The sequence below is a fragment of the Streptomyces sp. NPDC002265 genome, assembly GCF_040296125.1.
In the GTDB taxonomy this organism is placed as follows: Bacteria; Actinomycetota; Actinomycetes; order Streptomycetales; family Streptomycetaceae; genus Streptomyces.
The window spans coordinates 1-15,839 of record NZ_JBEOWS010000019.1; the positions used below are offsets into that span (position 1 = coordinate 1).

At 72.9% G+C, this 15,839-nt stretch carries 14 protein-coding genes; 12 read left to right on the plus strand and 2 right to left on the minus strand.

Annotated features, from left to right (window positions below; translation table 11 throughout):
* From ABT085_RS05700 to ABT085_RS05730, 7 genes are all read left to right on the plus strand, one after another.
* On the plus strand, window positions 1–357 hold a 357-nt coding region (locus ABT085_RS05700), incomplete at its 5' end, for an AtuA-related protein (RefSeq protein WP_502982646.1).
* The gene (locus ABT085_RS05705) at window positions 354–1,952 is read left to right on the plus strand and encodes an acyl-CoA carboxylase subunit beta (protein ID WP_351602499.1); all 1,599 of its coding nucleotides are present in this window, start codon (window positions 354–356) and stop codon (window positions 1,950–1,952) included. The genes ABT085_RS05700 and ABT085_RS05705, both read left to right, overlap by 4 nt.
* Before the next feature lie 11 nt (window positions 1,953–1,963).
* On the plus strand, window positions 1,964–3,808 hold the full coding sequence (locus ABT085_RS05710) for an acetyl/propionyl/methylcrotonyl-CoA carboxylase subunit alpha (protein ID WP_351602502.1): 1,845 nt from the start codon (window positions 1,964–1,966) through the stop codon (window positions 3,806–3,808).
* A 74-nt stretch (window positions 3,809–3,882) separates the two neighbouring features.
* Window positions 3,883–5,049, plus strand: coding sequence for an acyl-CoA dehydrogenase family protein (locus ABT085_RS05715; RefSeq protein ID WP_351602504.1), 1,167 nt, complete (start codon window positions 3,883–3,885; stop codon window positions 5,047–5,049).
* Between the two features lie 29 nt (window positions 5,050–5,078).
* A complete protein-coding gene (locus ABT085_RS05720) occupies window positions 5,079–6,647 on the plus strand; it encodes a 4-coumarate--CoA ligase family protein (protein ID WP_351602506.1) in 1,569 nt (522 codons plus the stop codon).
* Window positions 6,644–7,378 carry an enoyl-CoA hydratase family protein gene (locus ABT085_RS05725; protein WP_351602508.1) on the plus strand — a complete coding sequence of 245 codons (735 nt, stop codon included), beginning with the start codon at window positions 6,644–6,646 and terminating at the stop codon, window positions 7,376–7,378. Before ABT085_RS05720 ends, ABT085_RS05725 begins: the two co-directional genes overlap by 4 nt.
* Window positions 7,366–7,977 (plus strand): TetR/AcrR family transcriptional regulator, encoded by a 612-nt coding sequence (locus tag ABT085_RS05730; protein ID WP_351602510.1) that lies wholly within the window; start codon window positions 7,366–7,368, stop codon window positions 7,975–7,977. Before ABT085_RS05725 ends, ABT085_RS05730 begins: the two co-directional genes overlap by 13 nt.
* 127 nt (window positions 7,978–8,104) lie before the next feature.
* Here ABT085_RS05730 and pdxH read toward each other — a convergent pair whose 3' ends face one another.
* A complete protein-coding gene (gene pdxH / locus ABT085_RS05735; protein WP_351602586.1) occupies window positions 8,105–8,734 on the minus strand; it encodes a pyridoxamine 5'-phosphate oxidase in 630 nt (209 codons plus the stop codon).
* Window positions 8,735–9,074: 340 nt separating this feature from the next.
* On the opposite strand from pdxH, the gene ABT085_RS05740 reads away from it, so the two are divergent.
* From ABT085_RS05740 to ABT085_RS05750, 3 genes are all read left to right on the plus strand, one after another.
* The gene (locus ABT085_RS05740; protein WP_351602512.1) at window positions 9,075–10,175 is read left to right on the plus strand and encodes a citrate synthase 2; all 1,101 of its coding nucleotides are present in this window, start codon (window positions 9,075–9,077) and stop codon (window positions 10,173–10,175) included.
* Window positions 10,176–10,575: 400 nt separating this feature from the next.
* On the plus strand, window positions 10,576–11,109 hold the full coding sequence (locus tag ABT085_RS05745; protein WP_351602514.1) for a GNAT family N-acetyltransferase: 534 nt from the start codon (window positions 10,576–10,578) through the stop codon (window positions 11,107–11,109).
* A 103-nt stretch (window positions 11,110–11,212) separates the two neighbouring features.
* Complete coding sequence (locus ABT085_RS05750) at window positions 11,213–12,601, plus strand: PAS domain-containing protein (RefSeq protein WP_351602516.1); 1,389 nt, start codon at window positions 11,213–11,215, stop codon at window positions 12,599–12,601.
* 40 nt (window positions 12,602–12,641) lie between these two features.
* Here the strand turns inward: ABT085_RS05750 and ABT085_RS05755 are convergent, their stop codons facing one another.
* Window positions 12,642–13,397 (minus strand): SIS domain-containing protein, encoded by a 756-nt coding sequence (locus ABT085_RS05755; protein ID WP_351602517.1) that lies wholly within the window; start codon window positions 13,395–13,397, stop codon window positions 12,642–12,644.
* A 340-nt stretch (window positions 13,398–13,737) separates the two neighbouring features.
* Between ABT085_RS05755 and ABT085_RS05760 the strand changes: the two genes are divergently transcribed.
* Both ABT085_RS05760 and ABT085_RS05765 read left to right on the plus strand, forming a co-directional pair.
* Entirely contained in the window at window positions 13,738–14,430 is a 693-nt protein-coding gene (locus tag ABT085_RS05760; protein WP_351602519.1) for an iron-dependent transcriptional repressor DtxR, read from the plus strand.
* Between the two features lie 455 nt (window positions 14,431–14,885).
* The gene (locus ABT085_RS05765) at window positions 14,886–15,830 is read left to right on the plus strand and encodes an alpha/beta fold hydrolase (RefSeq protein ID WP_351602521.1); all 945 of its coding nucleotides are present in this window, start codon (window positions 14,886–14,888) and stop codon (window positions 15,828–15,830) included.
* Window positions 15,831–15,839: the final 9 nt, after the last annotated feature.

Here is a 15,839-nt window from a genome sequence, read left to right on the forward strand (position 1 = left end):
CCCGAGCCGCTGCCGCCCGGCGCGGCGACCCGGCGGGCCCCGCTCGGCCTGGTCGCCGGTGCCCGCAGCGGCGACAAGGGCGGCAACGCCAACATCGGGGTCTGGGCGCGGACGGACGAGGCCTGGCGATGGCTGGCCCACACCCTCACCGTCGAACGGCTGCGCGAGCTGCTGCCGGAGACCGCCGGTCTGCGCGTGGTCCGTCAGGTCCTGCCCGGCCTGCGCGCCCTGAACTTCGTCGTCGAGGGGATCCTCGGCGAGGGCGTCGCCGCCCAGCACCGCTTCGACCCGCAGGCCAAGGCCCTCGGAGAGTGGCTGCGCTCCCGTCACCTGGACATACCGGAGGTGCTGCTGTGACGGTCCTGCCGTCCGCCCTGGACGTCAACGGCCCGGACCACCGGGCGAACCGCGAGGCCATGCTCGCCAAGCTCGCCGACCTGGACGCCGAGCACGCCAAGGCGCTGGCGGGCGGCGGTCCCAAGTACGTCGACCGGCACCGCGGGCGCGGCAAGCTGCTGGCCCGCGAGCGCATCGAGCTGCTGCTCGACCCCGACACCCCGTTCCTGGAACTGTCGCCGCTGGCCGCCTGGGGCAGCGAGTACGCGGTCGGCGCCTCGCTCGTCACCGGCATCGGGGTGGTCGAGGGCGTGGAGTGCCTGATCACCGCCAACGACCCCACCGTGCGCGGCGGCGCCTCCAACCCGTGGAGCCTGAAGAAGGCGCTGCGCGCCAACGACATCGCGCTCGCCAACCGGCTGCCCTGCATCAGCCTGGTGGAGTCCGGCGGCGCCGACCTGCCCTCCCAGAAGGAGATCTTCATCCCGGGCGGCGCGATCTTCCGGGACCTGACCCGGCTGTCCGCCGCCGGGATCCCCACCGTCGCCGTGGTCTTCGGCAACTCGACCGCAGGCGGCGCCTACGTCCCCGGCATGTCCGACCACGTGATCATGGTCAAGGAGCGGGCGAAGGTCTTCCTCGGCGGGCCGCCGCTGGTGAAGATGGCCACCGGCGAGGAGAGCGACGACGAGTCGCTCGGCGGCGCCGAGATGCACGCCCGGGTGTCGGGGCTCGCGGACTACTTCGCGGTCGACGAGCAGGACGCGCTGCGCCAGGCACGGCGGGTCGTGGCCCGCCTCAACCACCGCAAGGCCTACCCCGATCCGGGTCCGGCCGAGCCGCCCAAGTACGACCCGGAGGAGCTCCTCGGGATCGTCCCCGGCGACCTGAAGACCCCCTTCGACCCGCGCGAGGTCGTCGCCCGGATCGTCGACGGCTCCGACTTCGACGAGTTCAAGCCGCTGTACGGGACGAGCCTGACCACCGGCTGGGCCACCCTGCACGGCTATCCCGTCGGGATCCTCGCCAACGCTCAGGGGGTGTTGTTCAGCGCCGAGTCCCAGAAGGCCGCCCAGTTCATCCAGCTCGCCAACCAGCGCGACATCCCGCTGCTGTTCCTGCACAACACCACCGGCTACATGGTCGGCCGGGAGTACGAGCAGGGCGGCATCATCAAGCACGGCGCGATGATGATCAACGCGGTCAGCAACTCGAAGGTGCCGCACCTGTCCGTCCTGATGGGCGCCTCCTACGGCGCCGGGCACTACGGCATGTGCGGACGGGCCTACGACCCGCGCTTCCTGTTCGCCTGGCCCAGCGCCAAGTCGGCGGTGATGGGCCCGCAGCAGCTGGCCGGCGTGCTGTCGATCGTCGCCCGCCAGTCGGCCGCCGCGAAGGGGCTGCCGTACGACGACGAGGCGGACGCCGGGCTGCGCGCCATGGTCGAGCAGCAGATCGAGTCCGAGTCGCTGCCGATGTTCCTGTCCGGGCGGCTGTACGACGACGGCGTCATCGACCCGCGCGACACCCGCACCGTCCTCGGCCTGTGCCTGTCGGCCGTCCACACCGCGTCCTTCGAGGGCGCGCGCGGCGGCTTCGGCGTCTTCCGGATGTGAGGTCCGTACCCGTGATTTCTTCCGTCCTCGTCGCCAACCGCGGCGAGATCGCCTGCCGTGTCTTCCGTACCTGCCGCGAGGCGGGCATCCGGACGGTCGCCGTGCACTCGGACGCCGACGCGCACGCCCTGCACACCCGTACGGCCGACACCGCGGTACGGCTGCCCGGGTCGACCCCCGCGGAGACGTATCTGCGCGGCGACCTGATCGTGAAGGCGGCCGTCGCCGCCGGCGCGGACGCCGTGCACCCCGGCTACGGCTTCCTGTCCGAGAACGCCGACTTCGCACGCGCCGTCCTGGACGCGGGCCTGGTCTGGATCGGTCCGCCGCCGCAGGCGATCGAGGCCATGGCGTCCAAGACCCGCGCCAAGGAACTGATGGGCCTGGCACCGCTGGGCGAGGTCACCGAGGCCGACCTGCCCGTGCTGGTGAAGGCCGCGGCGGGCGGCGGCGGGCGCGGGATGCGGATCGTGCGCCGGCTCGCCGACCTCGACGGCGCGCTGGAGGGCGCGCGCGCCGAGGCCGCGAGTGCCTTCGGCGACGGCGAGGTGTTCGTCGAGCCCTACGTCGAGAACGGGCGCCATGTCGAGGTGCAGGTCCTCGCCGACACCCACGGCACGGTGTGGACGCTCGGCACCCGCGACTGCTCCCTCCAGCGCCGCCACCAGAAGGTGATCGAGGAGGCGCCGGCGCCCGGCCTGCCCGAGGAGCTGGAGCGCGAACTGCACACGCTGGCCGTACGCGCCGCCCGTGCCGTCGACTACGTGGGCGCGGGCACGGTCGAGTTCCTGGTCGCCGACGGCCGGGCGCACTTCCTGGAGATGAACACCCGCCTCCAGGTCGAACATCCCGTCACCGAGGCCGTGTTCGGCATCGACCTGGTCGCCGAGCAGATCAGGATCGCCGAGGGCCACGCCCTGGCGGGCACCCTGCCCCGCCCGGACGGCCACGCCGTCGAGGCCCGCCTGTACGCCGAGGACCCGGCCCGCGAGTGGGCCCCGCAGACCGGCACCCTGCACCGCCTCGCCGTCCCCGAAGGCGTCCGCCTGGACACCGGCTACACCGACGGCGACGAGATCGGCGTCCACTACGACCCGATGCTCGCCAAGGTGGTCGCCCACGCCCCCACCCGCGCCGAGGCCCTCCGCCGGCTGGCCGGCGCCCTGGAGCGGACGGCGGTGCACGGCCCCGCCACCAACCGGGACCTCCTCGTACGCTCCCTGCGGCACGAGGAGTTCACCGCCGGCCGCATGGACACCGGCTTCTACGACCGGCACCTCGCCGCCCTCACCGACGGCGGTACGGCCGACCCGCACGCCCCGCTCGCCGCCGCCCTGGCCGACGCCCACGGCCGCTCCCGCTTCGGCGGCTGGCGCAACCTGCCGTCCCAGCCCCAGACCAGGCGCTACGCCATGGCCGGCGAGGAGCACGAGGTCCACTATCGGCACACCCGTGACGGCCTGACCGCCGAAGGGGTGCGGGTGGTGCACGCCGACGCCGCTCTCGTCGTACTCGAAGTGGACGGTGTGCAACGGAAGTTCGAGGTCGCGCGGTACGGCGACCGGGTCCACGTCAACGCCACCGCGCTGACCGCCCTGCCCCGCTTCCCCGACCCGGCCGCCCAGCAGGCCCCCGGCTCCCTCGTCGCCCCCATGCCGGGCACGGTGGTGCGGATCGCCGAGGGGCTGGAGCCCGGCACGGCCGTCGCCGCCGGCCAGCCGATCCTCTGGCTGGAGGCGATGAAGATGCAGCACCACATCACGGCACCCGCCGACGGGACCCTCACCTCGCTCCCCGTGACCGTGGGCCAGCAGGTGCAGGTCGGCACGCTGCTGGCCGTGGTGCAGCAGGCCTGACGGGACGCGGGTCCGCACCCCCCGTGCGGACCCGGCGCGCCCGGTCCCGACGAACCCGCACTCGAAGGAGCACCATGAGCACCCTCATCGAGCCCGAGGAGCACCAGGACCTCCGCGCCGCGGTGGCCGCCTTCGGCAGGCGCTACGGCCGCGACTACCTCGCCCGGGTCGTCGCGGACGGCGGCTACCCGGCCGAGCTCTGGCAGGAGGCCGCCAAGCTCGGCTACCTGGGCGTCAACCTGCCGGAGGCGTACGGCGGGGGCGGTGGCGGCATCGCCGAGCTGTCCATCGTCCTCGAAGAACTCGGCGCGGCCGGCGCCCCGCTGCTGATGATGATCGTCTCGCCCGCCATCTGCGGCACGGTCATCGCCCGCTTCGGCACCGAGGCGCAGAAGCGGGAGTGGCTGCCCGCCCTCGCCGACGGCTCCCGCACGATGGCCTTCGGCATCACCGAGCCCGACGCCGGTTCCAACTCGCACCGGATCACCACCACCGCCCGCCGGGACGGCGACAGCGGGGACTGGCTGCTCAGCGGCCGCAAGGTCTTCGTCTCCGGCGTCGACATCGCCGACGCCACCCTGATCGTCGGCCGTACCGAGGACGCCCGTACCGGCAGCCTCAAGCCCTGTCTGTTCATCGTCCCGCGGGACGCCGAGGGCTTCTCCCGGCAGAAGATCGACATGGAACTGCACGGCGCGGAGAAGCAGTTCGAACTGGTCCTGGACGAGGTGCGGCTGCCCGCCGAGGCACTCGTCGGCGACGAGGACGCGGGTCTGCTCCAGCTCTTCGCCGGGCTCAACCCGGAGCGGATCATGACGGCCGCTTTCGCCATCGGCATGGGGCGCTTCGCCCTGACCCGGGCGATCGAGTACGCGCGTGAGCGGACCGTCTTCAAGGTCCCGATCGGCGCCCACCAGGCCATCGCGCACCCCCTCGCACAGGCGCACATCGACCTCGAACTCGCCCGGCTGATGATGCAGAAGGCCGCCGCGCTGTACGACGCGGGGGACGACATCGGCGCGGGCGAGGCCGCCAACATGGCCAAGTACGCGGCCGGGGAGGCCTGTGTGAAGGCGGTCGACCAGGCGGTGCACACCCTCGGCGGCAACGGCCTCACCCGAGAATTCGGTCTCGCCACATTGATAACAGCCTCGCGTGTGGCCCGTATTGCTCCGGTGAGCCGGGAAATGATTCTCAACTACATCTCCCACCAGACCCTGGGTCTGCCCAAGTCGTACTGATCCAGCACACCGTTGTGCGAGGAGGAACCGTGTTCCGCAGCGCGTACGCAGACGTCCCTGCCATCGAACTTCCCATCCACGAGGCGGTACTGAGCCGGGCCGCCGAGTTCGGGGACACCCCCGCCCTGGTGGACGGCACCGACGGCACCACCCTCACGTACGAACAGGTCGACCGGTTCCACCGGCGGGTCGCGGCCGCGCTGGCCGAGGCGGGGGTGCGCAAGGGCGACGTGCTCGCCCTGCACAGCCCCAACACGGTCGCCTTCCCGATCGCGTTCTACGGCGCCACACGCGCGGGGGCCTCCGTCACCACCGTGCACCCGCTGGCCACGGCGCAGGAGTTCGCCAAGCAGCTGCGCGACTCGGCGGCCCGCTGGATCGTCACCGTGTCGCCGCTGCTGGCGAGCGCGCGCGAGGCCGCCGAGCTGGCCGGCGGCGTGCAGGAGATCTTCGTCTGCGACAGTGCGCCGGGGCACCGCTCGCTGATCGACATGCTCGCCTCCGAGGCGCCGGAACCCGAGGTGGTCCTCGACCCGGCCGAGGACGTCGCGGCCCTGCCGTACTCCTCCGGGACCACGGGCGTCCCCAAGGGCGTGATGCTCACCCACCGGCAGATCGCCACCAACCTGGCGCAGCTGGAGCCCGCGGTCGACACCGGCCCCGGCGAACGCATCCTCGCCGTGCTGCCCTTCTTCCACATCTACGGCCTGACGGCCCTGATGAACGCGCCGCTGCGCAAGGGCGCCACCGTCGTCGTCCTCCAGCGCTTCGAACTGGACTCCTTCCTCGCGGCGATCCAGAACCACCGCATCACCGGCCTGTACGTGGCCCCGCCGATCGTCCTCGCCCTCGCCAAGCACCCGGCCGTCGCCGAGTACGACCTGTCGTCGCTGAAGTACATCGTCAGCGCCGCCGCCCCGCTGGACGCCGAGCTCGCCGCGGCCTGCTCCCGGCGGCTGGGCCTGCCGCCGGTCGGCCAGGCGTACGGGATGACGGAGCTGTCGCCCGGCACCCATGTCGTCCCGCTGGACGCCATGGCCGACGCGCCGCCCGGGACCGTCGGCCGGCTCATCGCCGGCACCGAGATGCGGATCGTCTCCCTCGACGACCCCGGCACGGACCTCGACGTCGGCGAGCCCGGCGAGATCCTGATCCGCGGCCCCCAGGTCATGAAGGGCTACCTGGGCCGCCCCGACGCCACCGCCGAGATGATCGACGCCGACGGCTGGCTGCACACCGGGGACGTCGGCCATGTCGACGACGACGGCTGGCTGTTCGTCGTCGACCGGGTCAAGGAGCTCATCAAGTACAAGGGCTTCCAGGTGGCCCCCGCCGAGCTGGAGGCCATCCTGCTCACCCACCCCGGTATCGCGGACGCCGCCGTCGTCGGCGTCCGCAACGACGACGGCAACGAGATACCGCACGCCTTCGTGGTCGCCCAGCAGGCCGCCACGGGCCTCACCGAGGGGGAGGTCATGATGTACGTCGCCGAGCGCGTCGCCCCCTACAAACGCGTCCGGCAGGTCACCTTCATCGACGTGGTGCCGCGGGCCGCCTCCGGAAAGACCCTGCGCCGGGAACTGAAGGAGCGCGCATGACCCTGGTCGGACGGACCCGCGAGCGGGGCGTGCAGACGCTCAGCCTCGACGCGACGGACACCCGCAACGCGCTCTCCGCGGCGCTCGTCGGGGAACTCGCCGACGCGCTGGCCGACTGCGCCGGGGACGACGAGGTGCGCGCGGTCGTCCTCACCCACACCGGCAACACCTTCTGCGCCGGCGCCGACCTGCGCGACCCGCCGCACCCGGACGCGCTGGTCGCCCTGTTGCGGGGGATCGTCGAGCTGCCCAAACCGGTCGTGGCCCGGGTCACCGGGCACGTACGGGCGGGCGGCCTCGGCCTGCTCGGCGCCTGCGACATCGCGGCCGCCTCCCACGACGCCACCTTCGCGCTCACGGAGGTGCGGATCGGGGTGGCCCCGGCCGTCATCTCGCTCACCCTGCTGCCCCGCGCCGACCCGCGCGCCGTCGCCCGCTACTACCTCACCGGCGAGCGCTTCGACGCCGCCGAGGCGGTCAGGACCGGGCTGCTGACCGTGGCGGGCGACGACGTGGACGACGTACTCGAACCCGTCCTGGAGGGTCTGCGCAAGGCCGCCCCGGGGGCACTGGCCGAGACGAAAGCGCTGCTCACGGCTAGGGTGCTGGAGGCATTCGACCAGGACGCGGCCGACCTCACCGCGCTCTCGGCCCGGCTGTTCTCCTCCGCGCAGGCCAGGGAGGGGATGACGGCCTTCCTCGAACGACGGGATCCCGCATGGGTGCTGTGACCACGGCCGACCGCGACCGCGCCCCCAAGCAGGACCGCAGCCGGGCCACCCGGCAGCGGCTGCTGGAGGCCGCGGTCGCCTGCCTCGCCGAGCACGGCTGGGCGGGCTCCACGGTGCTGGTCGTCGCCGAGCGCGCCGGGGTCTCCCGGGGCGCCGCCCAGCACCACTTCCCGACCCGCGAGGACCTGTTCACGGCGGCCGTCGAGTACGTCGCGGAGGAACGCTCCGGCGCGCTGCGCGCCCTGTTCCCCGAGGGCGCCGCCCAGGACCGGCGCGAGGTGGTGACGGCCCTCGTCGACCTCTACACCGGCCCGCTGTTCCGGGCGGCGCTGCATCTGTGGGTGGCCGCCTCGAACGAGGAGCAGCTGAGCCCGCGGGTGATCGAGCTGGAGGCCCGGGTCGGCCGTGAGACCCATCGGATAGCCGTCGACCTGCTGGGCGCGGACGAGTCCAGGCCCGGGGTCCGCGAGACGGTCCAGGGCCTGCTGGACATGGCCCGCGGCCTGGGTCTGGCCAATCTGCTCACCGACGACCGCCAGCGCCGCGAGCGGGTCGTGGCGCAGTGGGCGGCCGTCCTCGACACGGCGCTGCGGGACTGACGTCCGGGGACTGACGCACGAGGTACTGCTGTCCGGGGGACCGGAGACCTGCGGGACCGGAGACCTGCGGGACCGGAGACCTGCGGGACCGAGAGCCTGCGGGACCGGGCCCCGGGACCCGGCCGGCTCAGGGGCTGAGCCGCTCCGTGCGCCAGCCGCCGTCCGCCTGCGCCACGTACCGCAACCGGTCGTGCAGCCGGTTCTCCCGGCCCTGCCAGAACTCCACCGTCCGCGGGGTCACCCGGAAACCGCCCCAGTGCGGCGGGACCGGGACCTGCTCGCCCTGCGGATAGCGGTCCTCCAGCTCGGCGTACGAGGCGTCGAGCCCGGCGCGGGAGGGGACGACGCTCGACTGGGTGCTGGCCCAGGCGCCCAGCTGGGAACCGTGCGGCCGGGTGCGGAAGTAGGCGGCCGTCTCGTCCCGGCCGGTACGCCGTGCCACGCCCTGCACGATGACCTGGCGCTCCATCGGGTGCCAGGGGAACAGCAGCGAGATGTTCGGGTTCCCGGCCAGGTCGCGGCCCTTGCGGGAGTCGTAGTTGGTGTAGAAGACGAAGCCGTGCTCGTCGAACTGCTTCAGCAGCACCGTACGGGAGCTGGGCCGGCCCTCCTCGTCCACCGTCGAGACGATCATGGCGTTCGGCTCGAACAGGTGTGCCTCCGCGGCGGCCTGCTTGAACCAGCGTGCGAACTGCTGCACGGGCGTGGCGGCCAGATCGGACTCGGCGAGACCCTCCTCCCGGTACTGCTTGCGCATCGAGGCGGGATCCGGGGCGGCGGCGTCGTGGGCGGCGTTCACGCGGTCATCTTGCCGTATGCATGCCCGCCGCCGGGTGCCGTCCCGCATCATCGGGGTGGCACTCAGTGCCGCAAGTACTCCCCAAAGGTGACACTCAGGGATATGGTGCTGATGGCGTCCTGGTTGGATGACCGCCGACCGCACGGGGCATCACCAGGGTGGGCGCCCAGGACCGCGAGCCGTCGCGGACGACCGTGGATCCGTGGGGCGTACGCCGACTCCACCGTTCCGCCCGGTCGCCGGTCCCGGTTCTCGGCCCACAACATCATCCGTCGCACACATCATGAGGAGCCGCCTGATGTCCGACTTCGTACCCGGACTCGAAGGAGTCGTAGCGTTCGAGACGGAGATCGCCGAACCGGACAAGGAGGGCGGCGCGCTGCGGTACCGGGGCGTCGACATCGAGGATCTGGTCGGCCACGTCTCGTTCGGCAATGTCTGGGGCCTCCTCGTCGACGGCGCCTTCAACCCGGGCCTGCCGCCCGCCGAGCCGTTCCCGATCCCGGTGCACTCGGGTGACATCCGGGTGGACGTCCAGTCCGCGCTCGCCATGCTCGCCCCCGTCTGGGGCCTGAAACCGCTCCTGGACATCGATGCCGAGCAGGCCCGCGACGACCTCGCCCGCGCCGCCGTCATGGCGCTGTCCTACGTCGCCCAGTCGGCCCGCGGCCAGGGCCGCCCCATGGTCCCGCAGCGCGAGATCGACAAGGCGCGGTCCGTCGTCGAGCGGTTCATGATCCGCTGGCGCGGCGAGCCCGACCCCAAGCACGTGGCGGCGGTCGACGCCTACTGGACGTCGGCGGCCGAGCACGGCATGAACGCGTCCACCTTCACCGCCCGGGTCATCGCCTCCACCGGCGCGGACGTGGCCGCCGCCCTGTCCGGCGCGGTGGGAGCCATGTCCGGCCCGCTGCACGGCGGCGCCCCCTCCCGGGTGCTCGGCATGATCGAGGAGATCGAGCGCACGGGCGACGCCGAGGCGTACGTCAAGCAGGCCCTCGACCGCGGCGAGCGCCTCATGGGCTTCGGCCACCGCGTCTACCGCGCCGAGGACCCCCGGGCGCGGGTGCTGCGCCGCACGGCCCGCGAGCTCGGCGCCCCGCGCTTCGAGATCGCCGAGGCCCTGGAGAAGGCGGCCCTGGAGGAGCTGCACAACCGCCGCCCGGACCGGGTCCTCGCGACCAACGTGGAGTTCTGGGCGGCCATCATGCTCGACTTCGCCGAGGTCCCGGCCCACATGTTCACGTCGATGTTCACCTGTGCCCGTACGGCCGGCTGGTCGGCGCACATCCTGGAGCAGAAGCGCACCGGGCGCCTGGTGCGTCCCTCCGCCCGCTACATCGGTCCGGGCTCCCGCGACCCGCGCGAGATCGAGGGCTACGAGGACATCGGCCACTGAGGCCGCCGGGGCGGCTCGGGCCGCCGTCCCGGATCCGTCGCGGACCGCCCTGGAACGCAGACGACCCGCGAGTCTGGCCCTCCGGAAGAGGGGCCGGCCGGACGTTACCGGCGACTCGCGGGTCGGGTGACTGCTTGGGATTGGGCCGGCCGCACGCTTCTGTCACGCGCTGGTCCGGCACCGCACTCGGTGTGGTGACGGGCCGCTAGCCCGCAGCCACCTCACGCGTCCGGGTTTCACTCATGTACCCGATCACCTCCCTTCGGTGTAAGCCCCACCCTAAGAAGGTCGCGGCGGACCTTCAACCTTTTTTGTGCCGACCTCGCCGACCTAGCCGGCCCCGCCGTCGCGTGCGGGCAATCCCGTTGACCGGCGGGCGGGTCCGCGATTCCCTGCTGCCATGACGGATCAGGCGGATCAGGTGAACCAGGTGGACCGGATGGATCAGGCGGACCGGACGGACGCGGCGGCCCCGGCGGACCGGGCGGAGCTTCGGATAGCGCCCGTGGCGGGCGAGGCGATGACGGAGCAGTGGCGGCACGTCCACAACGTGGTCGTACCGCCCGCGGCGATGTCCCCGGCCGAGGCGCTGGAGCGCGTCGGCCGCTACCGCCTGGCGAACGCCTATCTCGGCGACACACTGGTCGGCTGCTCGACCGTACGGCCGCCCGAGGGCGCGGACGCGGTCGCCACCGTCATCGCCCGGGTGCTGCCCGGGTTCCGGCGGCGGGGCTTCGGCACGGCGCTGTACGAGCACGGGCTGGCCCACGCGCGGACGCTGGGGGCCCGGACGGTCGAGGCCGTCGTCCTGGCGGCCAACGAGGACGGCGTCCGGTTCGCCGAGGCGCGCGGGTTCGTCGAGGTCGAGCGGTATGTGCTGGACGGGGAGAGCGATCTGTGGCTGACGTTGCGCCGCGAGTCCTGTGCCGGATAGACCCCGGCGTACAACGATTCCTTCAATCTTGTGGGAACTCGATGTGTGCTGCATCACGTTCGAGTTGAATGATGGAAAGTGACGCAGCCGGCAGGGGGTCCAGGTGAGTGCTTCCCGGCGTAGTGGGACCACCGACGAGCTGGGGCCGGACGAGCCCACAGAGCCCGGGCGGGAGGCCTCGGACGGCTCGGATCTGCTCGCCGCGCTGCTGGACGGCATGGACGCGGCCCTGTGCGCCTTCGACGCGGACGGCGTCGTCACCCACTGGAACCGGGAGGCCGAGCGGATCCTGGGCTGGACGGCGGCCGAGGCCGTGGGACGGCACGGGTTCGCCGGCTGGGCCGTGCGCCCCGCGGACGCCGAGGAGGTCCAGGCCCGGCTGATGGCCGCCATGCGGGCCACCGGCCGCCAGGTGCACGAGTTCGCGCTGCTGACCAAGGACGGCGGCCGGGTGCTCGTACGGACCCAGTCGGCCGTCGTGCACGGCCCCGACGGCGGGCCCGCGGGCCTGTACTGCGCCTTCAGCGAGGTGCACGCGCAGATCGACCTGGAGCGGTCCATCGCGCTGAGCGAGGCCCTGTTCGAGAACGCGAGCTGGGGTGTCGTCCTGGTCGACGCCGATCTGCGTCCCGCCGTCGTGAACGCGCACGCGGCCCGCGCGCTGGGCATCGGGCGCACGGCGGCGCTGGGACGGCCGCTCGGCGAACTGCTCGCCCAGGGTGTCGAGGAACTGGAGAGCGCGCTCACCCACGTCCTGGCCCAGGGCGCGCCGCCCGCGCCGGCCGAGATCTGGGTGGCCGTGCGCACGCCCGAGGGCGAGCGCCGGCGCTGCTGGCGCAGCGGCTTCCTGCGGCTGGCCTCGCCGCTCGCGGAGGAGCCGGTCCCGCTCGGCGTCGGCTGGCTGTTCCAGGACGTCACCGAGTCCCGGCAGGGCGAGCAGGAGGCGGCGCTGCTGCGCTTCCGCGGCAACCAGCTGCACCGGGCGGCCCGCGCGGCCGCCGAGTGCGACGACCCGGCCGAGGCGGTCACCGTCCATCTCGACTTCGCGCTCGCCGGGTTCGCCGACCAGGCCCTGCTCGACCGGGTCACGGAGCCGGCCGACGGTCCGGTACGGCTGGTGCGGATCGCCCAGACGCCCGCGGGCACCCCGGGTCCCGCGCTGCTCACCGGGCAGGCCGGGCTGCCCGTGTGCTACGGCCCGGGGCATCCGGCGTTGCAGTGCGTGGAACGGACCGGGTCGGTCCGCTCCGCCGCCGGGACCGGGCCGGGCGAGGAGGCGCGGGAGTGGGCGCTGGCCCGGCAGTGGCCGTCCGACACGGTGCACGCGCTGTGCGCGGTGCTGCGCAGCCGGGGGCGGACGCTGGGCGTGGTGACGTTCCTGCGCACCGGCGGCCGCAGCGCCTTCGAGCGCTCCGACACGGCGTACGCGGAGGACGTCGCGGTACGGATCGCGGGCGCCCTCGACCTCGCGGGACTGCTGCGGACCGAGTAGTGCGCGCCGCGGAGCGTCCGGGGCAGGTCCGGCCGCGCCGTCAGTGCTGGTAGAAGATCCGGTCCCGGTACTCCTGCATGATCCGGCGGTTCCAGTCGTGGCCCCCGTCGACGTTGCCGGAGCGCAGCAGCGGCGGCTCGACGCCCCGCTCGGCGAGGGTGCAGGCCGTGGTGGCCATGACCGCCTGGAGCAGCGCCGTGGTGACGACGGTGGAGGCCGGGGCGAAGGGGGCCGGGATGGTGTCCAGGCTGAGCTCGGCGTCGCCGACCGCGATCTTCGAGTCGAGGACGAGGTCGCAGTGGTCCTTGAGGTACGTCCCCGAGGAGTGCCGGGACGACGTCTGCGCGGCGTACGCCACCGAGGTCACGCCGATGACCTTCACCCCGCGGGCGCGGGCGCCCACGGCCATCTCCACGGGGAGGGTGTTGCGGCCCGAGAGGGAGATGATCACGAGGACGTCGCCCGCGCGCAGCGGGGAGGAGTCCAGGACGACTTCGGCCAGCCCGTCGACGCGCTCCAGGGCGGAGCCGAGCGTGGCCGGCCTGACGTCGACGCCGACCATGCCCGGCACGGGGAGCAGGTTCATCAGGGCCAGGCCACCGGCCCGGTAGACGAGGTCCTGGGCGGCGAGCGAGGAGTGTCCGGCGCCGAAGGCGAAGAGACGGCCGCCGCCGGCCACCGCGTCGGCGAGGAGCGTGCCGGCCGCCTCGATGGCCCCGGCCTCCTCGTCGCGGACCCGTTGCAGCAGGGTGATCGCGGCGTCGAAGAACTGGCCGGCCGGTGTGCTGTCGCCCATGCGATGCCCCTTCACAGCGTCTGGCGGCGTCTGTGCCGCGGATCACCGTGCGGTCTGGACCAGTGCCCTGTCAATACGGCGACGCGCGGTCGTGTCGACCGGGTGCCCCCGCTGTCCGTGCCTCCCGGGTGTCCGCGCCTCCCGGGTGGCTCGCGGGCCGCCGTGCGCCCCGGACGATCGGCGTCCGCCGTGGGCGAGCCCGGCGCACTCCCGCGTAACCGTCCCGTTTCGCCGGCGCGGCACGGTTGTCAGTGCTATGCGTCAGAATTGAGCCCAGGGCCAGCGCACGCGCCGCGGAGCCGGCCGTGCTTCCGGCGGCAGATCTCATTTAGGGGCAGGTATGTCCGGACTGATCGACACCACGGAGATGTATCTCCGCACCATCCTCGAGCTGGAGGAGGAAGGCGTGGTCCCGATGCGCGCCCGGATCGCCGAACGGCTCGACCAGAGCGGGCCGACCGTCAGCCAGACGGTGGCCCGGATGGAGCGCGACGGACTGGTGTCCGTGGCCAGCGACCGGCACCTGGAGCTGACGGACGAGGGCCGCAGGCTGGCCACCCGGGTGATGCGCAAGCACCGGCTCGCGGAATGCCTCCTGGTGGACGTGATCGGTCTGGAGTGGGAGCAGGTGCACGCCGAGGCGTGTCGCTGGGAGCACGTGATGAGCGAGGCCGTGGAGCGGCGCGTGCTGGAGCTGCTGCGCCACCCGACCGAGTCGCCCTACGGCAACCCGATCCCCGGTCTGGAGGAGCTCGGCGAGAAGGACGGCGCCGACCCTTTCCTGGACGAGGGCATGGTGTCCCTGTCCGAGCTGGACCCGGGCCTGGAGGGCAAGACGGTCGTGGTGCGCCGGATCGGCGAGCCGATCCAGACGGACGCGCAGCTGATGTACACGCTGCGCCGGGCCGGCGTGCAGCCCGGCTCGGTGGTGAGCGTGACCGAGTCCCCCGGCGGTGTGCTGGTGGGCAGCGGCGGCGAGGCCGCCGAGCTGGTGGCGGAGGTCGCCTCGCACGTGTTCGTCGCCAAGCGCTGAGTGTGCCGAATCGCAGCGGCCCGACGCTTCGCGTGCCAGGCTTGCTGTCGCATGAGGCATACGGGCTGAGGGGGCGGGGAGGATGTGCCGCACAGACCAGGGTGGCCCCGGCGCCCGAAGGCGCCGGGGCCTGTCCTCCCCTGTTCCGACCTGGAGCCCCGAGCTCTCAAGGTCGTTCCCCTCGGACCGTTTTCCCCGAGCGGTCCGCCTCCCGCTGAAGATCTCCCCTCGGAGGCGGCGATCATTCCTTGAGAGTGGTCACTCGAACGAGGGGTGTTACCCGCGGAGAAGGCGTATTTCGAATACGTTTTCGATAATTTGCCCATGAGTCTGCGTAGAGTCCGTAGATGTGGATGAGGGAAAGCGGTACCACGGCAACGACGGCAGGCAGCAAGCGGTTCACAGGACCGGCCGGCGCGAGCGGTCCGAGCGGAGCTAGGGGGGTGCCAGGACCAATGGCGCGACGCATCGACGTGACCGGGGCGGGCGGCGTGCGCCTGGCCGCCTGGGAGTTCGGCGATCCGCCCAAGCGCGACCCGGCCGTACTCCTGCCGGAGCAGGCCGGACCACCCGGTCAGGAAGCCCACGGCCGGGACCGGTACGGGCCGGGGCTGCCGCAGGAGAGCCGGGCCGCTCCCGGTGTCCTGTTACTGCACGGTCTGATGGGCCGGGCCTCCCACTGGGCGTCCACCGCCCGCTGGCTCTCCGAACGGCACCGGGCCGTCGCCCTCGACCAGCGCGGCCACGGGCAGAGCGGCAAGTCCCCGCAGGCGTCCTTCACCCGTGAGGCGTACGTCGAGGACGCCGAGGCCGCGCTGGAGCAGGTGGGCCTCACCCATGTGGTCCTCGTCGGTCACGCCATGGGCGCGCTGACCGCCTGGCAGCTCGCCGCCAGGCGCCCCGACCTGGTGCACGGTCTGATCATCTGCGACATGCGGGCCTCCGCGCTCGGCGCGGCCTCGCAGCGCGAGTGGGCCGACTGGTTCCAGTCCTGGCCCGTCCCCTTCGCCACCCTCGCCGACGTACGCAAGTGGTTCGGCGAGGACGACCCCTGGGTGGAGCGCCCCAACCAGGCCCGCGGCGAGTTCTACGCCGAGGTCATGCACGAGTCCTCCGACGGCTGGCGTCCCGTCTTCGAGCCCGGGCAGATGCTGAGGTCCCGCGAGACCTGGGTGTACGACGCGCACTGGGAGGAACTCGCCCAGGTCCGCTGCCCCGCCCTGGTCGTCCGCGGCCAGGACGGCGAGCTGGGCCGCGCCGAGGCGCAGGAGATGGTCCGGGTGCTGCCCCGCGGGCAGTACGCGGAGGTGGCCGACGCCGGTCACCTCGTCCACTACGACCAGCCGGAGGCGTGGCGGGCGGCGATCGAGCCGTTCCTGGACGGCGTACTCACCTCCTGACAGCCCCGA